Source organism: Phenylobacterium sp. (assembly GCF_030693805.1).
GTDB lineage: Bacteria > Pseudomonadota > Alphaproteobacteria > Caulobacterales > Caulobacteraceae > Phenylobacterium.
Genome location: NZ_JAUXZW010000354.1, coordinates 1 through 1,867, shown reverse-complemented (window position 1 = coordinate 1,867; position 1,867 = coordinate 1). Strand labels below are relative to the sequence as shown.

4 protein-coding genes are annotated in these 1,867 nt (G+C 60.4%); all 4 read right to left on the bottom strand.

The features are described from left to right. The coding region (locus tag Q8M88_RS14225) for an anti-sigma factor domain-containing protein (RefSeq protein WP_305597816.1) at positions 1 to 614 on the bottom strand (614 nt) is incomplete at its 3' end. Beyond that, the gene (locus tag Q8M88_RS14220) at positions 611 to 1,165 is read right to left on the bottom strand and encodes a sigma-70 family RNA polymerase sigma factor (RefSeq protein WP_305597815.1); all 555 of its coding nucleotides are present in this window, start codon (positions 1,163 to 1,165) and stop codon (positions 611 to 613) included. The genes Q8M88_RS14220 and Q8M88_RS14225, both read right to left, overlap by 4 nt. 104 nt (positions 1,166 to 1,269) lie before the next feature. Next, positions 1,270 to 1,569, bottom strand: a complete 300-nt coding sequence (locus Q8M88_RS14215) for a hypothetical protein (RefSeq protein WP_305597814.1) — start codon at positions 1,567 to 1,569, stop codon at positions 1,270 to 1,272. Positions 1,570 to 1,669: 100 nt separating this feature from the next. Next, a partial coding sequence (locus tag Q8M88_RS14210) for a transcription antitermination factor NusB (protein WP_305597813.1) occupies positions 1,670 to 1,867 on the bottom strand: 198 nt, incomplete at its 5' end.

Sequence of the window (1,867 nt, the reverse complement as noted above, 5' to 3'; positions counted from 1 at the left end):
TGCTCCCGCTCCAGCGCCGGCAGGCTGGCGACATCGATCTCCGTCACCCGGTCCGGCGGCACCAGGCCCAGCGAGGTCGGAGCGCTGGCGTCCTTGGTCTTGGTCCAGAACTGCAGCGCTTTTTGCGGCGCCACCGTGGTGGTGCCGAGCGGAATCAGGCGCAGCTTGCCGCCCACCGCCGCTTCGACAATCCAGCCGGCATCCTGCTTGTCCGGGCTTTGCAGCACCGCCAGATAACGGGTGCCGGGCACCGGGGCCTCGACTGTGGTGGTCAATTGCAGGGCAAACACCACGGCCAGTACCGAAGCAAAGGCCGCGCCGAAACGCCAGAAGGCCAGGCCTTCCCACCACGGCTGTACCGGCGCGGCACTACGGCCCGCCTTCGCCTGATTGATGCTGTGTTCAATGCGCGACCATACTGCCGGCGACGGTTCCACCGGCGCCAACATCCGTGTCATTGCCAGCAGTTTGTCCTGCCAAAAATACACGTCCTGTTGCAGGCCGGTATCGCGCGGCAAAGCCTGCACGACCTCATCATGCTCGGCGGCAGACAAAGTGCCGACCACGTATTCAGCCGCAGTGGCGGCGCGTTCGAGCGGATCGACGGGGATCATGACAGGCACTCCTTCAGCGCGATCAGGCCGCGGCGGATCCAGGATTTGACGGTACCCAGCGGCGCGCCAAGCTGCGCTGCCACCTGTTCATGGGAATAACCATCAACAAAAGCCAGCAGCACCGACTGCCGGCGTTGCCCTTCGAGCCGTTCGAGACACTGCGCCAGCGCACGTTTTTCCGCGGAGTCATCCACCGACTGCCAGGCGGCATGGGCCTCCATCAATTCCTCATGGCGCTCATCATCACGTTCGGGTGAATTGCTGATTGCGCGCAATGCGTTCAGCGCACGGTGGCGCACCACGGTGTAAATCCAGCCCCGCGCCGAACCCAGCCGCGGGTTGTAACTCCCTGCCTTGCGCCAGATCTGCAAAAACGCGTCGTGCAGCACTTCCTCGGCCAGTTCGCGCCGGCGCACGATGCGCAGCACCGTGGCCATCAGCCAGCGCCGTTCGCGTTCGTAAATCGCACGCAGGGCATACTGGTCGCCCTGCGCACAACGCAGCAGCGCAGCTTCAAAATCCAGCGGCAGATCTTCGGTTTCGGTGGTCATGGTCGTCAGGCCCGGCAGTGCCGGATTTAGTATTCCTGCCTGATACTACACGCGGGATGCGGATTTGGATGCAGCAACCTCGCGTTGTTGCGATTCCGGGGAAATTACTGTACGCCCGGGGATTTTGACTGGCCGTCCACCACGGTCCCTGCCGCCTGCTCCTGCTGCATGCGCTGGAACTTCGCCAGTTCCTCGGCATATTTCTTCTTCAGTTGCATCGGGAACCAGAAATCCACCGCGGCAAAACCGAAGAAGAAAAACAGCATGACCGTGCGTGTGCCCTGCTCAAGATCGCCGCCGTAAAACAGCACCCACAGTGCAAGCACCAGGTTCAGCAGGCCGGCAAGGTAAAACGCATAAATGCGTTTTTTCAGCCGGTCATCCATTGCATAAACTTTTTCCATGATTCATTCCATCACTACATTATTGAGAAATGCGTAAATAATGACAAAAACATGCCTCTGGAATACGGCCGTGAAACGGCTGCCATGTTTTTGGTAACACTCAACTATTGCGTCCGGCCTGCATTTCCGGCGCGCGCAACTGCACCGCCATCTTGTCGAGCACACCGTTCACGTATTTATGGCCGTCGGTGCCGCCGAATGACTTGGCCAGTTCAATCGCCTCGTTGATCACCACCCGGTACGGCACTTCCGGACATTTTTCGAATTCAAATCCCGCCAGCAGCAGGATGCCGCGCTC

Excerpts from the sequence above, each read along its gene's own strand:
- Q8M88_RS14220 (WP_305597815.1), bottom strand. The coding sequence starts at position 1,165 with ATGACCACCGAAACCGAAGATCTGCCGCTGGATTTTGAAGCTGCGCTG.
- Q8M88_RS14215 (WP_305597814.1), bottom strand. The coding sequence starts at position 1,569 with ATGGAAAAAGTTTATGCAATGGATGACCGGCTGAAAAAACGCATTTAT.